The 15421-nt window shown below is 41.5% G+C and carries 12 protein-coding genes and 1 riboswitch; of the genes, 8 read left to right on the top strand and 4 right to left on the bottom strand.

Going from position 1 to position 15421, the window contains the following annotated elements:
* Positions 1-440 precede the first annotated feature (440 nt).
* The 7 genes from ACWATR_RS09515 to ACWATR_RS09485 all read left to right on the top strand — a co-directional run bounded on the left by ACWATR_RS09515 (position 441) and on the right by ACWATR_RS09485 (position 7848).
* Complete coding sequence (locus ACWATR_RS09515) at positions 441-1310, top strand: DNA adenine methylase (RefSeq protein ID WP_460331721.1); 870 nt, start codon at positions 441-443, stop codon at positions 1308-1310.
* The gene (locus ACWATR_RS09510) at positions 1277-2407 is read left to right on the top strand and encodes a restriction endonuclease, SacI family (RefSeq protein WP_460331719.1); all 1131 of its coding nucleotides are present in this window, start codon (positions 1277-1279) and stop codon (positions 2405-2407) included. The genes ACWATR_RS09515 and ACWATR_RS09510 overlap by 34 nt, the downstream gene beginning before the upstream one ends.
* Before the next feature lie 93 nt (positions 2408-2500).
* Positions 2501-3427, top strand: coding sequence for a DUF4349 domain-containing protein (locus tag ACWATR_RS09505; protein WP_460331717.1), 927 nt, complete (start codon positions 2501-2503; stop codon positions 3425-3427).
* A 234-nt stretch (positions 3428-3661) separates the two neighbouring features.
* A complete protein-coding gene (locus ACWATR_RS09500) occupies positions 3662-5017 on the top strand; it encodes an NAD(P)/FAD-dependent oxidoreductase (protein WP_460331713.1) in 1356 nt (451 codons plus the stop codon).
* A 164-nt stretch (positions 5018-5181) separates the two neighbouring features.
* Positions 5182-6417, top strand: a complete 1236-nt coding sequence (locus ACWATR_RS09495) for an LL-diaminopimelate aminotransferase (RefSeq protein ID WP_460331711.1) — start codon at positions 5182-5184, stop codon at positions 6415-6417.
* A gap of 112 nt (positions 6418-6529) precedes the next feature.
* Positions 6530-7168 carry a Uma2 family endonuclease gene (locus tag ACWATR_RS09490; RefSeq protein WP_460331708.1) on the top strand — a complete coding sequence of 213 codons (639 nt, stop codon included), beginning with the start codon at positions 6530-6532 and terminating at the stop codon, positions 7166-7168.
* Between the two features lie 134 nt (positions 7169-7302).
* The gene (locus ACWATR_RS09485; RefSeq protein WP_460331706.1) at positions 7303-7848 is read left to right on the top strand and encodes a hypothetical protein; all 546 of its coding nucleotides are present in this window, start codon (positions 7303-7305) and stop codon (positions 7846-7848) included.
* A 61-nt stretch (positions 7849-7909) separates the two neighbouring features.
* Here ACWATR_RS09485 and ACWATR_RS09480 read toward each other — a convergent pair whose 3' ends face one another.
* Genes ACWATR_RS09480 through ACWATR_RS09470 form a run of 3 tightly spaced genes read right to left on the bottom strand, consistent with a single transcriptional unit; the run spans position 7910 to position 11234 of the window.
* Positions 7910-8206 carry a hypothetical protein gene (locus ACWATR_RS09480; protein WP_460331704.1) on the bottom strand — a complete coding sequence of 99 codons (297 nt, stop codon included), beginning with the start codon at positions 8204-8206 and terminating at the stop codon, positions 7910-7912.
* Positions 8207-8232: 26 nt separating this feature from the next.
* Positions 8233-9561 carry a voltage-gated chloride channel family protein gene (locus ACWATR_RS09475; protein WP_460331702.1) on the bottom strand — a complete coding sequence of 443 codons (1329 nt, stop codon included), beginning with the start codon at positions 9559-9561 and terminating at the stop codon, positions 8233-8235.
* 38 nt (positions 9562-9599) lie between these two features.
* Positions 9600-11234, bottom strand: a complete 1635-nt coding sequence (locus ACWATR_RS09470) for a cation:proton antiporter (RefSeq protein WP_460331700.1) — start codon at positions 11232-11234, stop codon at positions 9600-9602.
* 95 nt (positions 11235-11329) lie between these two features.
* Positions 11330-11414, bottom strand: a riboswitch (Fluoride riboswitch).
* 270 nt (positions 11415-11684) lie between these two features.
* Here ACWATR_RS09470 and ACWATR_RS09465 point away from each other — a divergent pair.
* Complete coding sequence (locus ACWATR_RS09465; protein WP_460331698.1) at positions 11685-13760, top strand: potassium channel family protein; 2076 nt, start codon at positions 11685-11687, stop codon at positions 13758-13760.
* A gap of 233 nt (positions 13761-13993) precedes the next feature.
* Here ACWATR_RS09465 and ACWATR_RS09460 read toward each other — a convergent pair whose 3' ends face one another.
* Entirely contained in the window at positions 13994-15208 is a 1215-nt protein-coding gene (locus ACWATR_RS09460) for an MFS transporter (RefSeq protein WP_460331696.1), read from the bottom strand.
* Positions 15209-15421 lie beyond the last annotated feature (213 nt).

Here is a 15421-nt window from a genome sequence, read left to right as displayed (position 1 = left end):
TATCTATACGCGCTAGGGCAATACTCAAGCGCTCATGATTGCTTTCATCCCATTACCGCTACCTGGAGTTTCTTCAATGGCTTTTGGTTGCTTGCCTACTTGGTAGCTTGAGAATGTGAGCGTACCACCTCCGAAGTCAAGAATATGCAACTCACTGCAATTATCTGGAATAATTTTATTAGCTTCTAGAGATGCTCCGTCTACTCCGGCTGGTATAAAACTCAGACAGGATAGGTTTTTACAGACTATTTTCCCGGAAATTACACGTATCTAATAGTGTTGGCGATCGCCTTACTGAAAAAGAATGATAGATTATTCTCTGAAAAAATAATGTAAGTATTTTTGTTTGTTTATACTTTATTTCTCAAGACTATATAATAAATTGCGTTTTACCCTTATCCTTGGTTTCGGGTAAAGCAATTCCTTTGAGGTTGGCTTTCATGGCAAAGAAAATTGCATTTGGTTGGTATGGCGGCAAGTACAGTCATTTAGACTGGCTTTTACCCTTGTTGTCAAAAACGACCCACTACTGCGAACCCTTTGGCGGTTCAGCAGCCGTGTTGTTGAACCGGGAGCCTTCGCCTGTGGAAACCTACAATGATATTGATGGCCAGGTAGTCAACTTTTTTCGCGTACTACGCGACCAAAAAGACCAACTCATCGAGGCCATTGGGTTAACACCGTTTTCGCGTGAAGAATTTCGGATTGCTATTGCCAAAGAAGAAGAGAGTTTGTCAGACCTGGAAAGGGCTAGACGATTTTTTGTCCGGGCGCGACAAGTGAGAACAGGCTTGGCACAAACCGCCAGTGTTGGACGATGGGCGCACTGCAAACTTACTAGCCGCGCTGGAATGGCTGGTGCAGTTTCCCGGTGGCTTGGTAGTGTTGAGGATTTGCCCGAAATCGTGCAACGGTTGCTACGCGTGCAAATGGAGAACGACCGAGCAATTGATATTATTCGACGCTACGATAGTCCAGAAACATTATTTTACTGTGACCCCCCATACCCGCACGATTCCCGTGGGGATAGCAAGGCTTACGCTTATGAAATGACCGACGACCAGCATCGCCAACTAGCGGGTGTTTTGCGTTCAGTTAAAGGTAAAGTTGCCGTTTCAGGCTATGATTGCTCGTTGATGCAGGAACTCTACGGTGACTGGAACTGCATTAAAGCCCCCCTGAAGCACTGCCATTCCATCAAGCAGTTACGGCAAGAAGTACTTTGGCTCAATTATGACCCTCAAGCTTCCACACTTACTGTTGAAGAAATCGCTCCATGTCCACAACCCCAGCAGCTATCCTTGATGTAGCTTTACAAAAAGCCGAAGCATCGATAGTCCAACCGATTGTCACCAACCCTAGCATTGCCGAAAAAATTGACTATGTATCGCGCTATGTAGGCAATCGTGCTGTAGTTCGTTTGTTACTGGCCTGCTCTTTGGCAGCCGTTCACCGTGGGAATGTTGATATCCGCAAGCCTTACACTGAAATAGGCACACCAGATGCTTATTCTGGACGCTACTACGATGAAAGCTACATCACAGCATTCATTAACAAGCACGAGTTGCCCTGTAATCCCACTACTGCGTTCCTCACCCCTGCCCTGCGGAACCGTAACATCACCTTAACCCAAGCAGTCAATCTGGTGGGACGACCGCCCAAACTCTATGAAGCTGCCCTGGAATTACTTGATGATGTTCATGAAGGTAGGATAACTGCTGAGGATTTGCTAGCCCAAACCATTCGCTGTCTAATTATCGCTCGGAACGAGAAGCGGCAGCGTATGGAAACACTACTAGCCGACCTGAAGAAGTCGGAAGACGCAATACCTTTGTCAGCAGAGGAAATTATCACACTCCTGAAACAGCATTTGGCTTGCCGAGGTTCAAGCCGTCTTCCTGTACTAATTGTTGCTGCTGCCTATCAAGTAGCAGAACAATATATTGGGGAGCGTTTTTTACCTCTAGAATCCCACAATGCCGCAGACGAGCAGACTGGAGCTTTGGGAGATTTGGAAATTACTTTAGTTGATGATGAGAAGGTGATTACCAGCTATGAAATGAAGACCCGACGCGTCACGTTAGCAGATATTGACCGTGCCTTGCAAAAAATCAACAGCACAGGCAAGCGGGTTGACAACTATATTTTTATCACGACGGATGCGATCGAAGAAGGTGTTCAGGAATATGCCTCAAGTATGTACGACCGTACAGATGGCATAGAGATTGTGGTTTTGGATTGTATCAGCTTTGTACGTCACTTTCTGCATTTGTTCCATCGGCTGCGATCGCAATTTTTGTCAGCCTACCAACAGCTAGTGCTAATAGAACCAGACAGTGCCGTTAGCCAACCTCTAAAAGAAGCTTTTTTGGCATTGAGACAGGCTGCTGAAAGTGCCAGAGAATAATGACTAACCCTGTTACATAAATCGCAACAATGCAGGTTTTGAGTTTTACTTCAGTAATACTGGGGTTAACTTCATCTATCCGGGGGTAGATATATGTATAGTTCGACTAGATTACCGCGCACATCTGCTTTATTTGTGAGTGCATTATTAGGAGGGGTGATTTTCACCAGTTGCGCTTCTTCTGATCGCTCAACAAGTTCTGGTTTACCTCCAAATGCGGCTGATAGTGCGGCAAATCAAGCAATAGCACCCGCTCGTGAAAGCAGTATTTCCCAAAAGGCGGAAGCTTCACCAATAGCGCGTTCTCGTCCCCAACTTATCAAAAAAGCAGCAATCTCGTTGACTGTCAACTCTGTAGATCGAACTGTCGATGCTGTTTCGCAAATTATCAATCAACAGCAAGGGGATTTAATCGGGTTGAAACAACAACAACCCAAAAACGACAACCCGCGTTACACAGCAACAATCCAATTGCGGATACCAGAGAATCGGCTAGAACCTACTTTAGAACAACTAGCTAAATTGGGCACTGTTGAGAGTCGTAATATCACTGCCGAAGATGTGGGCGATCGCCTGGTAGATTTCCAAGCTAGATTAACGAATTTACAGAAAACTGAAGCCAATTTACAAAAAATTATGGATCGGGCGGGTTCTGTCAGAGATGTGCTTAGTGTTGCCCAAGAACTAAGTAATGTCAGACAAACCATAGAACAAATCAATGCCCAATTGAAAAGCCTACAAAATCAAGTTGCATATTCCACAATTACGCTGAACCTAGAAGCCGCAGTTTCTAGCACGAGTCCTCAACCTGCCTTGGGTTTGCAAGTTCAGGAAACTTGGAACAACTCTACCCACTCTTTGAGTGCATTTTCTGTTGGCTTACTCAAGCTGGGTATTTGGTTAATTGTTTACAGTCCCTATTTGTTAATTTTTGTTGCTCTTATCTATGGCTTTAACCGTTGGCGACGAACTCATTCACCACGTTTGACACAAACACCAGAATCAACTAGCTCTGAGTAAAATTGCATAAATTCTACATCTACCTTTGATAAATTTACACAGGTAAAAAGCGATTTAAGTATTCCCAACTATGATTGTCTGCGCCTCTCTCTTGAAAAGTTCTGCTTATCCTGTAGTTTTGATTACTTTAATCATTCTTTAAATGTAAAAGGCAATACAAAATATATGATGACAAGTTTGATACAAATTTGTTAAGAATAGTTACAATAGTCGGCATCCCGGATAATATTTCTTATGGTAAATTCACTTGACAATAATCCACCCCATCAAGTAGTTATTGTAGGCGGTGGTTTTGGTGGACTTTATGCGGCAAAAACACTAGCCAAAGCGGCAGTAAACGTTACTCTGATTGATAAACGTAACTTTCATCTATTTCAACCTCTCTTATACCAAGTCGCCACAGGTGCGCTATCTCCGGCTGATATTTCTTCGCCGTTGCGTTCTGTCCTCAGCAAGAGCAAGAATACGACAGTGCTGCTGGGAGAGGTGAATAATATTGATTCACAAGCGCAAAAAGTTATTGTAGGCGACGAAGCAATTCCTTACGATACGTTAATTGTCGCCACAGGTGCGAAGCATTCCTACTTTGGCAAAGATAACTGGGAAGAATTCGCCCCAGGCTTGAAAACAGTAGAAGATGCGATAGAAATGCGTAGCCGGATTTTTTCGGCCTTTGAAGCCGCAGAAAAAGAAACCGATCCAGAAAAACGCCGTGCTTGGTTAACCTTTGTAATTGTCGGTGGTGGCCCAACTGGTGTAGAGTTAGCGGGTGCGATCGCAGAATTAGCAAATCAAACCCTCAAAGAAGACTTCCGCAACATCGACACATCAGAAGCCAAGATTTTGCTATTGGAAGGTTTGGATCGAGTTTTGCCACCTTTTGCACCAGAGTTATCACAAGAAGCGGAAGCATCCTTGACGCGCTTGGGTGTGGTTGTGCAGACAAAAACATTGGTAACGAATATTGAAAATGATGTTGTTACCCTCAAACAAGGCGATGAAGTTAAAGAGATTGCCTCAAAAACGGTATTATGGGCAGCAGGTGTTAAAGCTTCCGCAATGGGAAAAGTGTTAGCCGAACACACTGGTGCAGAGTGCGATCGCGCCGGACGGATTATCGTTGAACCTGACTTGAGTATTAAGGGACATCCCAATATTTTTGTAGTTGGTGACTTAGCAAATTTTTCTCATCAAAATGGTAAACCCCTACCTGGTGTTGCACCTGTAGCGAAGCAAGAAGGTGAATATGTTGCAACATTAGTTCAACAGCGGCTTGCAGGTAAGACTTTACCGCCTTTTGCCTATACTGATCATGGTAGTTTGGCAATGATTGGGCACAATTCTGCTGTAGTAGATTTGGGCTTTATGAAGCTGAAAGGTTTCTTTGCATGGCTGTTTTGGCTGGTGATTCACATCTACTTCTTAATTGAATTTGACAACAAATTAGTAGTAATGATTCAGTGGGCGTGGAATTACTTTACTCGTAATCGTGGAGCAAGATTGATTACAGGTAAAGAATCAATTACGGAGTTTGTAATTAGCGATCGCAACAATTATTCAGCCGATAATAAACAGCCGGTAAATGTCTAAATTGGGAATTGGGCATGGGGCATTGGGCATTGGGCATGGGAGAAAGAATTCTTATAACTCCAAATTCCTAACTCCTAACTCCTAACTCCCCACTCCCCATAACAAAGTTAGCGTCCTCATAAATTAGCAGTAAGCTATTTGAGGGCGTTTTTCATATTTACATAATGGCAACTATCAACAACAACTACCTGAAACTGAAAGCGGGTTATCTGTTTCCAGAAATTGCTCGGCGGGTGAATGCCTTTGCAGAAGCCAATCCTGATGCTAAGATAATTCGGCTGGGCATTGGCGATGTTACCGAACCTCTGCCGGAGGCTTGCCGCACAGCGATGATAAAGGCTGTGGAAGAAATGGGCGATCGCAATACCTTCAAAGGCTATGGCCCTGAGCAAGGCTACGCTTGGTTACGGGAGAAAATTGCTACTCACGATTTCCAAGCACGGGGAGCCAATATAGATGCTTCCGAAATCTTTATCTCCGACGGTTCCAAGTGCGACACTGGCAATATTCTGGAAATCTTTGGACATGACAACACAATTGCCGTTACTGATCCCGTTTATCCTGTCTATGTAGACACCAACGTTATGGTGGGAAATACGGGAGATGCTAACGATAAAGGCGAATTTGAAGGCTTAGTTTATCTACCAATTACGGCTGATAACAACTTCACCGCCGAAATTCCCGCAAAGAAAGTCGATTTAATTTATCTCTGCTTTCCCAATAACCCCACTGGTGCAACTGCTACTAAGGAATATCTCAAAGCTTGGGTAGACTATGCCAAAGCTAATAACTCGATTATTTTCTTTGATGCAGCCTACGAAGCTTATATAACCGATCCATCGCTTCCGCATTCAATTTATGAAATTGAAGGTGCAAGAGAAGTTGCGATCGAGTTTCGTTCTTTCTCCAAGAACGCAGGTTTTACAGGAACTCGTTGCGCGTTAACCGTAGTACCGAAGACACTCACAGCAAAAGCCGCCGATGGTTCCGATGTGGAACTCTGGAAACTGTGGAATCGTCGCCAGTCTACCAAATTCAACGGTGTTTCTTACATCATCCAACGGGGAGCCGAAGCGGTTTACTCCGAAGAAGGGCAAGCACAAATCAAAGAATTGGTTAGTTTCTATCTCGAAAACGCCAAAATTATCCGCGAGAAACTCACAAACGCCGGATTATCAGTTTATGGTGGCGTGAATGCACCTTACGTTTGGGTAAAAACTCCTAATGGTTTATCCAGTTGGGAATTCTTTGATAAGCTGCTGCAAACCGTGAACGTTGTGGGAACACCCGGTTCTGGCTTTGGTGCTGCGGGTGAAGGTTACTTCCGCATATCGGCGTTTAACAGCCGGGAGAATGTCGAAGAGGCGATGAAGCGGATTGCTGAGAAGTTTAAGGTGTAGAGCGATCGCCTTTGTTAAACTCAATCTATTAGTCTAAAGGTTACGGTGGGCTGTATTATCCACCGCAACCTCATAGATAATTATCGAGATTCAGCTTACTTGTATTTTGGTTATGACTGCTGCTATCCCCGTTTTCAAAGCTGTTAGCCGGATGCAGTTAGCACCTGGTAGCGCGGTGACTATTCCTGATGTTAGCTGGCAAGAATTTGAATCTATTTTAGAAGAATTGGGAGAAAAAAGAACTACACGAATTGCCTACAGCCAGGGTACTTTAGAAATTATGGCTCCTTTCCCAGAACATGAAATTCCTAAAGATTTAATTTCTGATATTGTCAAAATATTGCTGAAAGCTAAAGATATCAGATATCAACCTTTTGGTTCCACCACCTTTAAACGCCAAGGTGTAGCAGGAGTTGAACCTGATGCTTGCTTTTATATTCAGAATTATCAACAAATGATTGGTCATCGCCGCTTGCAACCTGATGATCCACCACCAGATTTAGCGATTGAAACTGATGTTACATCAAAAACTACTCTCGATGCTTATGAAGCCATTGGAGTCCCAGAATTATGGGTTTACGATAATAGAAATCTTGCTATTTATTTGCTGAGAGATGGGAAATACATAAAATCTAATACCAGTCCTAATTTTGAAGATATAGCGATTATTCAAATTATTCCTGCTGCGGTGGAACGTAGTTGGCAAGTAGGAAGTTTTCAAGCTTTAGAAGAATTGGAAGCAATGATTTAGTAAATAAAATAGGTAGTAGGAGGTGCGAGGAATAAATTCAATAAATACCAAGCTCAATAGTTTGTATCTTTATGTTATTAGTCATACTCAAAAGCTATACTTTAGTTTCTAAGCTATTCCACATATAGATATTTATGCCAAACGTCTTCGGAATTGGTCGTTTAAATGCAAATCCTCACTACTATGACTACTTTCATTATTTACTTTTTAATGAAGATGGTACTGTAGATATGGGATCTGGAGCAGGACAAGCAATTATTGTTACTGCTCAAGGAAAGTATTCAGTGTCAAAAATTAACCGATCTTCATTTAGTATAAAATTTTATGAATTAATTGAAACTAATCATTATACCCACAATGGTAATATTGGCGATAAAATTAGAGATATTGAACCCTTTGGTGTCAGAGTAACAATAGAAAAAGGAACTTTTGCTTTTAAGCAAGAAGTTATTTGGAACATAAAAAATGAAGAACAATATCCATGCTATTTATTTACATCAAGGTATGTATTTGATTACGATCCTCTCAGTTTTTCTAAAGAAAAAAGCCAAAGAAACTTCTATTATTTAATAGAACAGAAAGACTTCTATGAATCTGAAAAATACTATTATCCTCAAGCTGAGTGCAAAAAATTGATATTCAAAGAATTACAAGAGTTAGGGATTACGCCGATTTATTGAGATACTGATAGTATTGGTTAATACTTGCCATTTTTCAGATTAACATATAACGCGATCGCCTTCACGTCGTGCTTGTTAACTTAGCATTTTGAGTATGTTTGGAAGAATGATTTTCTAGCTCTGAATACATAGCAAATAACTCACTAAAAGCCTCTTCCCCATTAATCTCTCCACTACTCACAAATCTTTCTACTTCAACCGAACCATCCTCAAAAAATTCCACTTCCCATCGTTCACCAGCCACCGCCACATTTACCATAATAGTTTCATCCCGACGATGTACTAAAGTGTAACTAATTGTCTCTTGTTCCAATTGATTTAGAAAAGTAATTAGTTTGTCAAATCCATGATTCATCATGAGTATCCATTAATTGCATCAATAAATTATTCCTGAGAATTACTTCCTCCTTCTTCACTATCATCGGGTAAATCAATTTTTTCTCGTCCATGATTAGCCAAAGTCACCCCTTCTTCTAAATATACAGCAGAGTATTTACTCAACCCAATACGCTGTGCAGAATAAATTCCTGAATGACCTGAAAATAAATAGCTCACTACGCAGCCAATAGCAATAAATACCCCCGATTCCAGACCAAATAATTCAATTCCCATTAAGGTGGATGCTATAGGCGTATTTGCTGCACCCGCAAACACACCCACAAATCCCATTCCTGCTAACAGTGGTGCAGGTAATGCTAAAAGTAACGATAAAGCATTACCTAAAGTTGCACCGATAAAAAACAAAGGTGTCACTTCTCCACCTTTAAAACCTGCACCTAAAGTTAAAGCAGTCAGACCTAATTTGGCTGCAAAATCCCAAAGAGGTAGCTGAGTATAGAAGGAATCAACGATTGTTGGAATACCAAGCCCAATGTATTTGGTTGTTCCACTCAACCCAACAATTGCTGCTATTATCGCACCACCTATAAAAGGACGCATTGGAGGATAAGATATCTTGGTTTTAAATAAGTGACTAATTTTGTGAGTTACTTTAGCAAAAAATCTCGCTACAATTCCAAAGATTACACCTGCAATAATTGCAGAAATTAGTCCCCAAATTGTGAGCGTCGGTATTAACGGAGCGTGTCGGTATGCGGTATGATGTAAACCTAATAGTAAGGTGACTTGATTCCCTACGATCGCAGCAATCAAAGAAGGAAAAAGAGCATCATAATGAATCCTACCAATTGCTAAAACTTCCAGACCAAATACGGTTCCGGCTAAGGGAGTACCGAAAACTGAAGCGAATCCTCCACTTATACCTGCTGTTAACAAAATTCGCCGATTAGCCCCTTTAAAATGCAGTATTTTAGTCACCTGATCTGCCAAAGAAGCACCCATTTGTAATGCTGTACCTTCACGACCGGCTGAACCACCAAAAAAATGGGTGAGGTCTGTTCCTAGTAACACAAGAGGAGCCATACGGAAGGGAATAACTTTTTTGGGATTATGGATTTCTTCAAGTAAAAGGTTATTTCCGGCTTCTACAGTCCGACCAAATCGATGATAAATCCAACCACTCAAGAAGCCGCCAAGGGGAAGGAAGGCGATAATCCAGCGATGTGATTCTCGCCAATCAGTTGCCCATTCCAATGATGCTAAAAGAGCCGCAGAAGCAATTCCAGCAAGAATGCCAACTGCAACGGAAATAGGCAGCCATTTTATTAGGTGAGGTAAGGCAATAAAAGGTTCAAATTGACGTAGTTGTTTCATATTAATTCGTAATTCGTAATTCGTAATTCGTAATTAAATTAAATTGAGTTGGGTTCACGGTTTTCTAGCAAGATTACAGGTATTTGACTGGCTTCTAAAACTGCTTGTGATACTGAGCCAATCAGCACTTGTTCCCAAGGTTGATGTCCGCGTTTTCCCATAACGATCGCAGTGACAGAATACTCTTGAGCAATGCGAATAATCTCTTCTGGAATCGCACCTGTAACAGTCAAAAATTCATACCTGATATCAGATAACAACTGTTTGCTTTGTTCTTTTATTTGTTCAATATCTTGCTGGTTTGAAGTGTTAACTACATGCAAAACGATCGCTTCCCCGTTACTGCGGCGTGCTAAATCTGCGACTTTGGTTAAAACTTCTGTAGCTAAACTCGATGTATCTACGGCTGCCAATAACAAGGTACGAGTAGCAACTGTTACCTTAGTGGGGTCAACTTCGCCTTTGGTGAGCAATTTCGGGGCAAAGGTCATAGTTGCCCAAGCGCCTAATGGTGCTGTGATTAAAATTGATAAAGCTGCGATCGCTAAAATTATCTCACCTCCGGCAATTCCTTGGGAAAGGGGTATTGCCCCAATGGCGGCTTGCACTGTGGCTTTTGCTGAATTTCCTGGTAGCAGAAATAATCTTTCTCGCCAATTCCAATTACTACCCAATGTTGAGAGATACCAGCCCAACATCCTACCAATCAGTAAACCAATTGCCAGAATTATAATGCCAGGTAACAGAATCTTCTCTAATACTTGCAGTTGAATAGTCGCCCCTAACAAGACAAACAAAAAAATCTCTGCGACTATCCATAAACTGTCAAAACCGCCGCGTAATCTTCGGGCTAGGGGAGTATCTAATTCAATTAAGAAAAACCCCATAGCCATTGCTGCTAAATAACCAGAAAAGTAAGGCAAAGCATGAGCAACAATGACCAAGAATAAAGCTAAACTGGCAGCAATCACAGTATCTTGAACGGCATTCTGAGTCCAGTTTTGTTTGGTTAATAGTGAAACTAACAAACTAGCTGCTAAATAGCCAAACAAGACTCCCAGCAATATTTGCATGATAATTTGGAACGGCAGTAATTGCAGAGCAGTCAAAGTGAATCCCCCAGGTAGGGTAATCTGCTCAACACCTCCGTCACCTAAGAAACTTAGCAGTAGGCTGAAGACTAGTAATAGCAGCACATCAGATAAAGCACTACCAGTTAAAATTGCATCGGGAATTCCTTTTGTGACACCCCAACCTAAACTTTTCAACCTCAGCATTCCTGGGACAATTACAGCCGGAGATTCAGCGCCAATCACACAACCCAGAAGTAATCCAGTGGGAAAGTCAAATTTAAAAATTATCATAGCGGTAATTGCGATCGCGATCGCTTCTGTTGCTGCTGGCAAAAATCCCAAGCGCAGCGCCACTGTTCCTTGTTGAGCCAGTTTTTCTCTATCTAAGCCCAATCCGGCTTTCATCAGAATAATCATTACCGCCAAAGTTCTTAATTCATCAGCAGCACCCAGCACATCTTCACTGATGACATTCCGAACTTGAGGGCCAAGAATAATCCCCACTAAAATCATGCCAATTAAAGGCGGAGCGCCTAAACGACGGGCAAGTTGACCGACAAAAAAGCCCATCATTAAAATCCACAATACACTGGCTAGCATTCCATGACTCCTTGAGGCGCGATTTGTAGACTTACACTTTCTACAGGGGAGTCAGGTAATGCTTTTAGCCAAGCCCTACTCTCCCGCAGTTAGCGAAGAAAGTAGGAGCCATCAGCCTTCCATATCAGAATTTATCCGTTTGGAAAGGCGGTTTTGGCGAGCTCCATCACCATTGATAGTTTTTCATTAAATTGATAATACCATTTTTGCTGTGAGAGGATGTTTGAAAAGTATTTCTCTGTAACTTTAGGCACTTTTTATCCCCCCTATAACTTCCCTTTTTAAGGGGGGAACCGGAGTCAAAGTCCCCCTTTTTAAGGGGGATTTAGGGGGATCTAAAACTTTTGATACCGACAAGAGGACTTTTCAAACAACCTCTGAGTCAATATCTTTGGTATTCTACGATATAAATAATATTAGTTAAATAATGTGTATCATTGGCGGTATTATATGCTGCCATCATCAGAAAGTAATTACCAGCCTGTTGAAGATTCTCAAACAAAACTAGATCAGTTTTTAGTTTGTGGGCTAGGAAGTTTGGGTCAGCATTGCGTTGCAGTACTAAAAGAGTATGGTGCTGTTGTCAATGCTATTGATCAAGAACAACCCCAACATTTGGAAATACCAAATTTATTAAGTTTATTAGAAAACTTATTCATCGGAGATTGTCGTCAGAGCAGTGTTTTAGAACAGGCAAACATTTCTCGGTGTCGAACTGTACTTTTAGTCACTAGTAATGAACGGGTAAATATAGAAGCTGCCTTTGCCGCAAGGCTTTTAAATCCTCAAATTCGCCTGGTTGTACGTTCTGATAAACAAAATCTCAATGAACTGTTAAGTCAGACTCTTGGTAATTTTATTGCTTTTGAACCAAATCAAATTTCTGCTTCTGGCTTTGCTCTTGCAGCCCTTGGAGATGACAATATTGGATATTTCCAACTGGAAGAACGTCAATTTCGGGTAGTAAAGCGTCAGATAAAAATAAGTGATAACTGGGCGAATAAATGGCGTATACATGAATTAAATACCTTATATCGTCGGGTATTAAATTACGCTAATGATTCATCCACTTTGCCTAAAGAATTTCATCAGTGGGAACCAGAGGCGACATTAAATCCAGGTGATACGATTATTTATATCGAAGTTACAGAGCAGCTTAAAAGTTTAAAACAACTTGCTACTGTGCGTAAATACAACTGGCAACAGTTATGGCAAGAGATTGTATTAGGTAGAACCTGGAAAAATTTAAAAAATAAAATAGCATATCTCTCGCGGACATTCTCTCGTTATCAGAGTTTGCGGGTGGCAATTATCTGTGGAATTACAGTACTTTTTCTTTGGTGTTTTGGAACAATTATTTATATCTTAAATTATCCTGAAAGTAACATAATAGAAGCATTTTATGCTATTGCTGTCTTACTTTTGGGAGGATATGGAGATGTCTTTGGTGGTGTTAATTTTAAAACGCCACCAGAGCAGGCTGAAAATATGCCAGGATGGTTGCGATTGTTTAGCCTTGCACTAACTGTAACTGGTATAGGTTTTGTTGGAGTTTTATATGCGTTGCTTACTGATACTTTGTTAAGTTCAAGGTTTCAGTTTTTCAATAATTACCAGCCATCAATCCCCCAAAAAGACCATGTTGTACTTATCGGGTTAAATAGAGTTGGTCAGCGAGTCGCGGCTTTGTTACAAGAATTCAAGCAACCTTTGGTAGGTATTAGTAGCACAGCAATTAGCGCCGATTTTATCAACAAAATTCCACTGATTATTGATAATATTGCCGATGCTTTAGACAAGGTAAATCTTGCTAATAGTAAAAGTGTCGTTGTAGTTACGGACGATGACATGGAAAATTTGGAAATAGCTTTGATGGCATACGCTAAAAGTTCTAACACTCGTGTGGTCATTCGGACTTACGACCGATACTTTCGTGATAATGTCGCACGGTTATTTCCTTATGCTCAAGTTATTTGTACCTCTGCTATTTCAGCAGAAGTATTTGCTGCTGCGGCTTTTGGAGAAAATATTCTCAGCTTATTTAACTTTGATACTCAAACTATTTTGGTAGTAGAGTACATGATTGAAGCTGGAGATACACTAAATGGATTGCTATTGGCTGAGGTCGCTTATGGTTATGGAGTTGTACCAATTTTATACCAAAGTCTCAGGCGATCGCCTGTTAAGTTCATGCCTGCCGATCATACACAACTTGCTGTTGGCGATCGCCTGATTGTTCTGGCAAATAGTCATAGCCTCCAGCGGATTGAGCGAGGTGAAATGTTTCCTCGAAATTGGCAAGTACAGATTGAGAGAGTTTTAGCTCAAGATGCTATTTTTGATGGTGCAAACGAAATCAGTATAATATCAGGATGTAGCATCGGCATAGCTAGAGAGTTGATGCATAATTTGCCTGGACAGCTGCCAGTAGCATTATATAAACAACAAGCTCTGTTACTAGTAAGAAGGCTCAGTAAATTACGAGTTACAGCCCGCTTGAAACCATTTGTTCAAGATGTAGATTGAAATAATTCGTAATTCGTAATTCGTAATTCGTAATTCAGTTTTGCAACGGAGATAAGAGGTTGTTTGAAAAGTCCTGTTGTTGGTAGCGAAAAGTTTTAGATCCCCCTAAATCCCCCTTAAAAAGGGGGACTTTAAGAAGTTTTCCCCCCTTTTTAAGGGGGGCTAGGGGGGATCAATAGGTGCTGAAAGTCACAGCTAACCACTTTTCAAACAACCTCTAAGGAAAAAATACTTCACTGAACTGTATTGCCTGATATTTGTAAATATTTTTTTCTATTAATCAATAGTAATAACACAGCAGCGATCGCAAACAAGCTCCCAGTTATAAATGTCGCCTCTGCTCCCAATGTTTGCCACAACCCACCAGCTAGCAAACTAGCAGGTAAAAGCGCTAATCCTACAGCCAAATTCAGGAAACCAAAAGCAGTTCCGCGCAGATTTGCAGGGATACTATTTGCCACTAGCGCCAATAGCAATCCTTTACTCATACCCAAGTGCAAACCATAAAGGGCAAACAATCCCCAGACTTGCCAAGATGTCTGCACGAAAGCAAAACCCAGATACACCAGGGCGTATAGGAGAAATCCGCCTACTAGTAACCCAAATTTCCCCACGCGATCGGAAAGTATTCCTATTGGATAGGCGCTGAATGAATAGGTGATGTTCATCATCATTAATGTCAATGGGATGAATGAGGCTGAAATACCTGTTTGTTCAGCTCGCAGCAACAAAAAAGCATTACTGGAGTTGCCTAAATTGAATAACAGCGCCACTGCTACAAGTACCCAGTATCCTTTACCCAAACTGCGTAAAGCTTCCCATTGCAAAGGGTTGCTTCGGTTCCCTTGAATTTTACTTGTTTTTGGTTCACTCACTCCCACTGCTAATAAAGCCACTGCGAAGAATCCAGGGATGAGTGCTAGCCAAAAAATCAGGCGGAAGTTATTTTGGGAAGCAGCCATCAGGGCAAATGCTGCCAAAGGCCCTAAAAATGCTCCGATAGTATCGAGAGATTGACGCAATCCATAAGCTGCACCGCGTACTTCTGGATTAGTGGAATCAGCAACCAAAGCATCACGGGGTGCTACCCGGATACCTTTGCCAATGCGATCGCTAAATCGAGCTATTAATACTCCAGTTGGGCTGGTAGCTACAGCGAATAGAGGTTTCATAAAGGCTGATAATCCGTAGCCAAACACCGCTAATCCCTTACGATGTCCCAAGTAATCACTCAATACTCCCGAAAAGATTTTTAAAATTGAAGCTGTTGCTTCTGCAATACCTTCAATGATGCCGACAGTCAAAATATTCGCCCCTAAAACTGACACTAGAAACAAGGGCAACAGAGAATTAATCATCTCGGAACTAATATCTGTCAGCAAGCTGACAAACCCCAAAACCCAAACAGTCCGGGGAATTTTCTGGACAAATTTATTTTGTAGCTGCATATTGCCTATTTCTGCTATGTTTACAGCCAATTCATTTGCTGTAAAGATTTTTGAAAATATTATTACTATATAGGAATCCGCTTTGATTTCTGAACGCATTTGCGTGGTGCGCGTTCGCGGAGCGTGTCGCAGAGAAGCACAGCGCAAGCGCGATAGGCAAGCAATAAGCAACAGGAAAAAAGGCTTTTTAGTACAACTAAGAAGCCTTCTTGT

The organism is Nostoc sp. UIC 10890 (genome assembly GCF_054786515.1).
The sequence above is the reverse complement of the archived record's forward strand: the minus strand, read 5'-3'. Positions and strand labels throughout refer to the sequence as shown.

Coding starts and splice junctions, on each gene's coding strand:
- ACWATR_RS09515 (WP_460331721.1), top strand. CDS start 441: ATGGCAAAGAAAATTGCATTTGGTTGGTATGGCGGCAAGTACAGTCAT.
- ACWATR_RS09510 (WP_460331719.1), top strand. CDS start 1,277: ATGTCCACAACCCCAGCAGCTATCCTTGATGTAGCTTTACAAAAAGCC.
- ACWATR_RS09505 (WP_460331717.1), top strand. CDS start 2,501: ATGTATAGTTCGACTAGATTACCGCGCACATCTGCTTTATTTGTGAGT.
- ACWATR_RS09500 (WP_460331713.1), top strand. CDS start 3,662: ATGGTAAATTCACTTGACAATAATCCACCCCATCAAGTAGTTATTGTA.
- ACWATR_RS09495 (WP_460331711.1), top strand. CDS start 5,182: ATGGCAACTATCAACAACAACTACCTGAAACTGAAAGCGGGTTATCTG.
- ACWATR_RS09490 (WP_460331708.1), top strand. CDS start 6,530: ATGACTGCTGCTATCCCCGTTTTCAAAGCTGTTAGCCGGATGCAGTTA.
- ACWATR_RS09485 (WP_460331706.1), top strand. CDS start 7,303: ATGCCAAACGTCTTCGGAATTGGTCGTTTAAATGCAAATCCTCACTAC.
- ACWATR_RS09480 (WP_460331704.1), bottom strand. CDS start 8,206: ATGATGAATCATGGATTTGACAAACTAATTACTTTTCTAAATCAATTG.
- ACWATR_RS09475 (WP_460331702.1), bottom strand. CDS start 9,561: ATGAAACAACTACGTCAATTTGAACCTTTTATTGCCTTACCTCACCTA.
- ACWATR_RS09470 (WP_460331700.1), bottom strand. CDS start 11,234: ATGCTAGCCAGTGTATTGTGGATTTTAATGATGGGCTTTTTTGTCGGT.
- ACWATR_RS09465 (WP_460331698.1), top strand. CDS start 11,685: ATGCTGCCATCATCAGAAAGTAATTACCAGCCTGTTGAAGATTCTCAA.
- ACWATR_RS09460 (WP_460331696.1), bottom strand. CDS start 15,208: ATGCAGCTACAAAATAAATTTGTCCAGAAAATTCCCCGGACTGTTTGG.